Raw genomic sequence first — 7,680 nt, forward strand, 5'->3', positions numbered from 1 at the left:
TACCCCTAGCGCGTTTTGGGTACATATGTATATAATTGGTAATATTTTTCATCTTTGGTAGAACCACGGTATATTTTTCATTTACCGTTCTACCATTTTTCCGTTATATATTTCGGACAGGTCTATTATATAGGAATCTTAAGCAGCTTTTAAACCTCTTCATTTGTTCTTTTGATTCGACGTTTTAACCCACGTATCAATTCTCGCAACACATCTAGGGAAATTATTTGAGTAAATTATCGGCATAAATGTGTAAAATATAACTACATAGTTCGACTTAGATTAAATAGTTTCAATAAAAATTCGTATAATCCAATTTCAATTTTCAGCTTTTATCTAGTAGATATACCAAGAAGATAAAAAACTTTGTTTTTAGAACAAATTTGAAAATTAACCATTTTGCTCAATTCAAAGGGGAATTGAAATTTGTCAGAAAATCGTAAATTTTCGGTTTTATTTAAGTAAGTCGGCATGAAAAAAACAAGTTATGTAACAAAATGTAAAATGCCTAAAAACCTCATCCCTCCTGCCTTCTGCCTCCTGCCTTGCCACAACGATAAATTTCAACGCCTACCTACTTATACATAAATCTTTAGTTAAAAAAAATAAACACCGTTGGTTATTTCGTAAAAAATAATTATAAAATCTGACCTAGTATTACTTTCCAACAGCAATAAACACTACTAGGTTATTTACCATGAAGAATTGGCAACAACGATTTTTGCTAGGCTTATTATGTTGTGTTTTCTTATTATTCGGATGGTCACAGCGGGCTTTAGCTGCAAATAATAGTACACAAATACTAAATGTACAATTAGCCCAAGCAGAATTACCTGTCAATGTTTATGAGTATCTATTGCAATATCAACCAGAAACTTATAATGTTTTGAGCAAGACATTAGCAGATGCTGTTGAAGATGCAAAACAGCCGTTAGCAGATGAAGTAGTGAGTGATCTGTGGGCATTATCTCCCAGTAACCCTAGAATTAAATGGAGAGAAAATAATGGCAAAATTGAATATTTAATGTCAACTTGGAGATATGTGAGTAACCCCAGTGTAGATTGGCCAATAGGTGCAAAAAAACAACTGGCTTATCAAACATGGTTTACAGCAGTACCACAAGTTAAAGAATTTTGCCAGCAATATCAAGCCATAGATGCCAATATTCCTGATAAAATTGAACTTTCACTAAGGTTACAGCAATATTTGGGATTGATTTTAAACAAATATTCTAGCAAAACCCATTTTGTGGAAATGTGGGTAAAAGCAGAAGATTTAATCAGACCATGTATTGATCCAGAAATTGACGATGCTAGTTGTAATGTTTTACCTTTACCAGTACCAGATAGCAGTCCTGTAATTAAGACAATATACACCAATTCTTTCAGCAATGCGAAAAAAGAATATTATCCTTGGTCTGGTTTAGGTTATACCTATGATTGGGGAAATCCACAAAAACCCCATGTAGGTCCTAGTGAATTTATTATTAACCCCACACCAGAAAAACCTGTTGAGGTGGAAGTGGTTTCTGTAACCCCAACTCAGGAATATTGTCAACAGGATTATATTTCATCTAATCAGTCTTTGAATTAGTTGAATTAAATTTAACCTCAAACTTTTGGGTAACAAATAAGGGTGAAAGGGTAAGGAGTAATAACACCTTTACTCTTTACCCTTTCTGAGATGAGGTCAACATTCCTTATTAAGGGGGGAGATCAATAAAGGTCTCCCTTTAAAACCTGGTAATTTATGAGATATGGGTCATTAAATCTACATGGTAAAATTCGATATATAAAACTTGAAATGTGACTACAAATGTTGGCATTTGTATGAAAAAATAATCACTGACTGCAAACACTATAAAAAGGCAGAATCTTAATCAAAAAACCCTAAATTTAAACCAGTCTCAGGACAGATGAGGACTAATTTAAATCGCTTTAAATTAGCAGACAAGAAGCAAAGGGCGTGACGATGGGTGCAGCTGCCCCAATCACCAAAATAAAAAACACAGAGTAACAAGCATAGTGTTTACTCTGTGTTTATCTGTTTATCAGTTGAAAATTGACAATTGATAATTTTTTATTAAAGGTTTAAAACCTTCCCTTTCCAGGGGAAAAAGCCAAAAATTCCGTTTTTTTCTCCTCTGACTCCTAAATGATTATGAATTATTTTCATCTCGTCGTTGTTCATAATCTTCAGAGGATTTCGGATCTAGTTCCCAACGTGCATTATCACGATGTTTTAAAATATCGTTGGTGCGAAGAAAAGCATAATCATTCATTTCTAAACCTACTGCTGTTTCTAATTCCTCCGTTACATTTTTCTCAGGAGTAGCAACAGTACCACCCACAGCTTCATCTCCTACCGTATCTTGCCAATAACTATCAACTTCATCACCTGCAATAGGGTATTCAGCAGGAAATTCAGGACTGTTTTCTGTATACTCTTGTCTATTTTCCCACAGCGATCGCTCACCAATATTATATCCCGGTAAGTTTTTTACGCCTGTACCATAGGATTCAGTAATTCCCTGTGGCAAATCATCAGTTTTATTTTCCTGTTTTTTTCGTTTTTTTGTCATGATAATAGCTACTTGCTGCAATAACAAAGATTTAGAAATTCTAATTTCATGAACCTTATCTGCATCTGTTTATTTTCACTCTTTGTATTTCAATATTTTAGCTACATGGCTGATGGCTGAGGGCTGAATGCTTAACGTTTTTATTATAACTTTTTTATTACAACTTTTCACCAAATATATTTATCTAACTAAAGATTTATAACTTTAGTTATAAAAAATATATCCCTTGAGAACGAAGTGAAGCAATCTATGAAGTATTAATCTAGTAGGTGGTAAATCATTAGCAATTATAACTAGCAATTAGTTTAGTAAGGTAATTGGTAAGAAATTATTTTCAGATTTTCAGATTTAATAAATAGAGGAGATTAAAAAATGGAATATACAGAGTTTATTACCCATGTACAAAGTCTAGCTCAATCAAATTCCCGTGAAGAAGCAGAAGTTGCTACTCGTGCGACATTAGAAACAGTGAGAGAACTGATTCCTAAAGATGAAGCACAAGAATTAGCTGCACAAATACCACCAGAATTAGGTAAATATTTACGTGGCAGAGAAACAGAAGCTAGTCAATCTTTTCATCTGCAAGAGTTTATTGAGCGTGCTAGTCAGAAAGAAAATATAGAACCAACTACAGCAGCAATGCACGTGCGGGCAGTTTTTGCGGTTTTACAAAATGCGGTAACTCCAGAGAAATTCAAGAAATTTCATGCTTATTTTACCCATGATTATGAGGAATTATTTGCCACTTCATCAACAAGTGAAATGCCAGCATAACGAAGGCAAGAGGTCTATTTTACAGGGATTTAGCTTAGACACTGCTCCAAAAACTTTGAACGAAGTCCGGTTTTAGACCAGATTGTTGCTATAACAATCAATTACAGTTTGAGATGGCTGGCTCAAATCACTGAAACTGAATAAGTGTAAAAAATCAATTTATTTGATAATTAGCCAGGGGAAGAAAACCAATGATCAACAATAATCATCATTCTAGTCAGAAAAAAGTTGCTATTCTCGTTGAACAAGAAGTAGAAGATTTAGAATTTATAATTCCTTGTCACGCACTCAAACAAGCGGGAATGGATGTAGTAGTTTTGGGTTCAAGGATGAATGAAAAATATAAGGGTAAAAGGGGAAAACTGAGCGTACAAGCTGATGGAACAACAACAGAAGCTATAGTTGATGAATTTGCAGCAGTGGTTATTCCTGGGGGTATGGCTCCTGATAAAATGCGGCGTAATTGTCACACAGTTTGCTTTGTGCGGGAAGCCATGAAGCAAGGTAAATTAATAGCCGCAATATGTCATGGACCACAGGTTTTAATTGAAGGTGATTTACTCAAAGGTAAACAAGTAACTGGGTTTACTGCTATTCGTAAAGATATCAGTAATGCAGGAGCAAATTATATAGATGAGCCTGTAGTTGTGGATGGTAATTTGATTACATCTCGTGAACCTGGAGACTTGGCAATTTTTACAACGGCACTTTTAAAACGTTTAGGTTATGGTGGTAAAGATGCTAATTTGCCTGATGAAAAAGACACAAGTGCAGAATGGTGGAAGTTAGCTGATGCTTGGGGTGGTTCAACCAAGAATGAAATTGTTAAAGGTTTAAATATTGCTTTAGGTGGAGAACGTTATTCTTTAGAAGCTCTAGAAAAGTATCTAGAAAAAGAATCTGAACAGGAGGTAAAAAACCTGTTTCAAGAAATGATAATTAATAAGCAACGTCACATTCAAAAACTGGAAACTTATCTGCATAGATTACATGAAAAACCATCTTTTGGCGCTAATGTTGCTAATCAATATGCTAAGGTAAAATTTGCATTGACTGGTAGTGATGATATCTATCAAATTCGTTGTGCATTGGGTGATGTACAAACAGGTATTGGTGATGTTAGCCATTTGTCGGCAATGTATACTGACCCAGTAGCAACGGCAATTTTTAAAGAAATTCACAATGATTTAGGTAAATATGAACAGCGATTAGTTGAACTATATCGTTCACGAATTGCTGCTGGTATTAAGCCTCCTAAACCTACTTCTAGTGCTGCTGTGGTGTAAGCATTTATTATTCAGTAAAACCCTATGAGCAAGGATAATTATGAATCGTCTTTTTAAGAGTTTTCAACGTCTAATTTTACGTCTGCTAGTAATTTCTTTTGTAGTATTTGCCTTTTTTGGCTTCCAAGCTTTTAGCTCTAGTAATGCTATGCTATTAGCACAAGCTGATACCGTGACAACTCCAGAAGGTACTTATTATAAAGGTACTCCTGATCAAGAAGCAATCAGAAATGAGCAGCCGCTAGAAAATACTCAAAGACAACTTCAAGAAACTGCTGATAATATTAGAGAAAAACTCAATTTTGATGAACCTATTCCTGAATCTACCAGACAGTTTTTAGAAGATGTACGCACAAATATTGACAAAAGTTTAGAGCCAATTACTGGTGATAAACCAGGTTATTATCAAGAGAATATACCACCAGAAAGAATGTTGAGAGACAAGAGATAAAGCAAGATGTGATGAGTTAGGAGTCCTCACTCCTGTCTTCATTAAAGTTCAAAATACTTCAACTTTCATGCTGTTTGCGGTCTAAAATATTATGAGTGACACAAGTGTTAAAAAAGTAGATTCTGCCTATTCTCCCACAGGTAAACTTGGTCAAAAGTATCTGGTATCGGGAAAAACTGTTTCGATGCGACTATGGGAAAATGAAGAACCAGGTGAGGAAAAAGTACCAACTCAACGGGAATATGAAACTGTTGGTTATGTAATTGATGGACAAGCAGAATTAGATATTTTTGGTCAGACAATTTTACTAGAAAAAGGTAGTTCTTGGGTTGTACCAAAAGGTGCAATTCATTCTTATAGAATTCTGCAACCATTTACAGCAGTTGAAGCGACGAGTCCCCCGGCTCAAATTCATGCTAGGGATGAAAATTAAATATAAAAGATAAAAATATCAAAGGTGTAGGATGTAGATCCCCGACTTCTGTAAAAGGTTGGGGATTTATTTTTGCAGATTATTGATATTTTTGTTGTTTTGTTGTAATATCATTTCTGAAAATTTACCAAGATATCTATAATTTATTGTTTTCATCATGTTGAATTTAACTAAAGTTAAACCTCCTGATATTAATGCTATCGTTAACTTTACTCTTCCACTTACCGCTGAAGAACGCACCCGTAGCCGTCACAAATTTACATTAACAGATGGAAAGGAGGTTTTTCTGCGTTTACCGAGAGGTACAGTTTTACATAATGATGATCTTCTCACTGATGAAAATCAAAACAATTTCATCAGAATTATTGCTAAACCTGAACCTGTTTTGACTGTGGTTGCACACACACCTTTACTCTTATTAAGAGCAGCTTATCATTTGGGTAATCGTCATGTACCTGTGGAAATTACTCCTAATTATTTACGCTTATATCCCGATTCAGTTTTACGCACGATGTTAGAAAAGTTAGGGTTAGAAATTAAGGAAGAAGTTGTACCTTTTCAACCAGAATTAGGCGCTTATGGAGGAGCTTATGGACACCATCACTCTAACTCATAGTCATTTTTTATCTATTTTACAGTTAGCTAGTCCGGCTTTACCTGTGGGAGCTTATAGCTATTCTGAAGGTTTGGAAATGTTGGTAGAAAATGGTACTATTAATAGCAGTAATAGCTTAAAAAATTGGTTAGAAGCTGAGTTGAATTATGGGTCAATTCGCATAGATGGCGCTGTGATGATTAGGGGTTTAGAAGCTGCAAAAATGGGAAATTTAGCAGATTTAAAACGATGGAATTTGTGGTTATCTGCGGTGAGAGATACAGAAGAATTACGCGCTGGTAGTTGGCAAATGGGGCGATCACTCATCCAATTATTAAGTAAACTTGCACCAGAAACTTTACCATTAGCTACCGCAGTGGGTTATCCTTGCAATTATGCGATCGCCTTTGGTATTGCTTGCGCTCATTGGCAAATTAACACTGATGCGGCATTATTAGCATATCTGCATAGTTGGGCAAATAATTTAATTACTGCTGGAGTCAAACTCATTCCCCTTGGTCAAACTGCTGGACAAGAATTATTATTAGAGTTGCAAACATTATTAAATATTACAATGTCAGAAATTCTCACCTTAGAAGATGATAATCTAGTTTGTTGTAGTTGGGGTTTATCCTTAGCTAGTATGCAGCATGAAACCCAATATACTAGATTATTTAGAAGCTAGGGAACAGGGAACAGGGAACAGGGAACAGTAAGAGAAGATAGGTAATAATTTTACTAATTACCAATTACCAATCACCAATCACCAATCACCAATTACTTATGAATGCTTTTCGAGTAGGAGTAGCAGGACCCGTAGGTTCTGGAAAAACAGCTTTAGTAGATGCTTTGTGTAAAGCACTGCGAGAAAAATATAAATTAGCGGTTGTTACCAATGATATTTATACTCAAGAAGATGCACAATTTTTAGTACGTTCTCAAGCATTGGAGAGCGATCGCATTTTAGGAGTAGAAACAGGAGGTTGTCCCCATACTGCTATTCGTGAAGATGCTTCCATGAATTTAGCTGCAATTGAACAACTAGAAGAAAAATTTATAGATTTAGATTTAGTTTTTTTAGAAAGTGGTGGTGATAATTTAGCCGCTACCTTTAGTCCCGAATTAGTTGATTTAACAATATATGTCATAGACGTTGCTGCTGGGGATAAAATTCCCCGCAAAGGTGGTCCAGGTATCACTAAATCAGATTTATTAGTCATTAATAAAATTGATCTTGCACCATTCGTTGGAGCAGATTTAAACGTCATGGAAAGAGATGCAAAAAAAATGCGTGGAGATAAACCCTTTATTTTCACTAACCTAAAAACCAAAATCGGTTTAGCGGATGTGATTCAATTCATTACCACACAAATCTGCTAAATTTGGAAATTTTATATTTTTTTTACTTTTATAGGACTTACGCATTGACAGAATCAACCAAATATGAGGTATGGGTTTCGGGCATTTTAACGTGATTTTTTAATTATTTTTGGGCGATAGCGAAGCGCTGCTGCAAGCAGTTCGCTATTGATCGGAAGTTAATCGCCAAAAGCCTGAAA

Annotated in this window: 9 protein-coding genes; 8 read left to right on the top strand and 1 reads right to left on the bottom strand. The window is 35.1% G+C overall.

Annotated features, from left to right (window positions below; all coding sequences use genetic code 11):
* Positions 1 to 697: 697 nt before the first annotated feature.
* The gene (locus FFR48_RS23175) at positions 698 to 1,594 is read left to right on the top strand and encodes a hypothetical protein (protein WP_137668990.1); all 897 of its coding nucleotides are present in this window, start codon (positions 698 to 700) and stop codon (positions 1,592 to 1,594) included.
* A gap of 565 nt (positions 1,595 to 2,159) precedes the next feature.
* Here the strand turns inward: FFR48_RS23175 and FFR48_RS23180 are convergent.
* A complete protein-coding gene (locus tag FFR48_RS23180; RefSeq protein WP_137668991.1) occupies positions 2,160 to 2,582 on the bottom strand; it encodes a DUF6335 family protein in 423 nt (140 codons plus the stop codon).
* Positions 2,583 to 2,954: 372 nt separating this feature from the next.
* Here FFR48_RS23180 and FFR48_RS23185 point away from each other — a divergent pair, with 372 nt between their 5' ends.
* The 7 genes from FFR48_RS23185 (at position 2,955) to ureG (ending at position 7,501) form a co-directional block, all read left to right on the top strand.
* A complete protein-coding gene (locus FFR48_RS23185) occupies positions 2,955 to 3,356 on the top strand; it encodes a DUF2267 domain-containing protein (RefSeq protein WP_096572398.1) in 402 nt (133 codons plus the stop codon).
* Positions 3,357 to 3,547: 191 nt separating this feature from the next.
* Positions 3,548 to 4,642 (top strand): DJ-1/PfpI/YhbO family deglycase/protease, encoded by a 1,095-nt coding sequence (locus FFR48_RS23190; protein ID WP_137668992.1) that lies wholly within the window; start codon positions 3,548 to 3,550, stop codon positions 4,640 to 4,642.
* A gap of 40 nt (positions 4,643 to 4,682) precedes the next feature.
* Positions 4,683 to 5,093 (top strand): hypothetical protein, encoded by a 411-nt coding sequence (locus FFR48_RS23195; protein ID WP_137668993.1) that lies wholly within the window; start codon positions 4,683 to 4,685, stop codon positions 5,091 to 5,093.
* A gap of 91 nt (positions 5,094 to 5,184) precedes the next feature.
* On the top strand, positions 5,185 to 5,526 hold the full coding sequence (locus FFR48_RS23200) for a cupin domain-containing protein (protein ID WP_096572395.1): 342 nt from the start codon (positions 5,185 to 5,187) through the stop codon (positions 5,524 to 5,526).
* 157 nt (positions 5,527 to 5,683) lie between these two features.
* Positions 5,684 to 6,142, top strand: a complete 459-nt coding sequence (gene ureE / locus FFR48_RS23205) for an urease accessory protein UreE (RefSeq protein ID WP_137668994.1) — start codon at positions 5,684 to 5,686, stop codon at positions 6,140 to 6,142.
* Complete coding sequence (locus FFR48_RS23210) at positions 6,117 to 6,806, top strand: urease accessory protein UreF (protein WP_137668995.1); 690 nt, start codon at positions 6,117 to 6,119, stop codon at positions 6,804 to 6,806. The genes ureE and FFR48_RS23210 overlap by 26 nt, the downstream gene beginning before the upstream one ends.
* A 98-nt stretch (positions 6,807 to 6,904) precedes the next feature.
* On the top strand, positions 6,905 to 7,501 hold the full coding sequence (ureG, locus tag FFR48_RS23215) for an urease accessory protein UreG (RefSeq protein WP_096572392.1): 597 nt from the start codon (positions 6,905 to 6,907) through the stop codon (positions 7,499 to 7,501).
* Positions 7,502 to 7,680: the final 179 nt, after the last annotated feature.

The sequence above is a fragment of the Sphaerospermopsis reniformis genome (assembly GCF_005402885.1).
Taxonomy (GTDB): domain Bacteria; phylum Cyanobacteriota; class Cyanobacteriia; order Cyanobacteriales; family Nostocaceae; genus Sphaerospermopsis; species Sphaerospermopsis kisseleviana.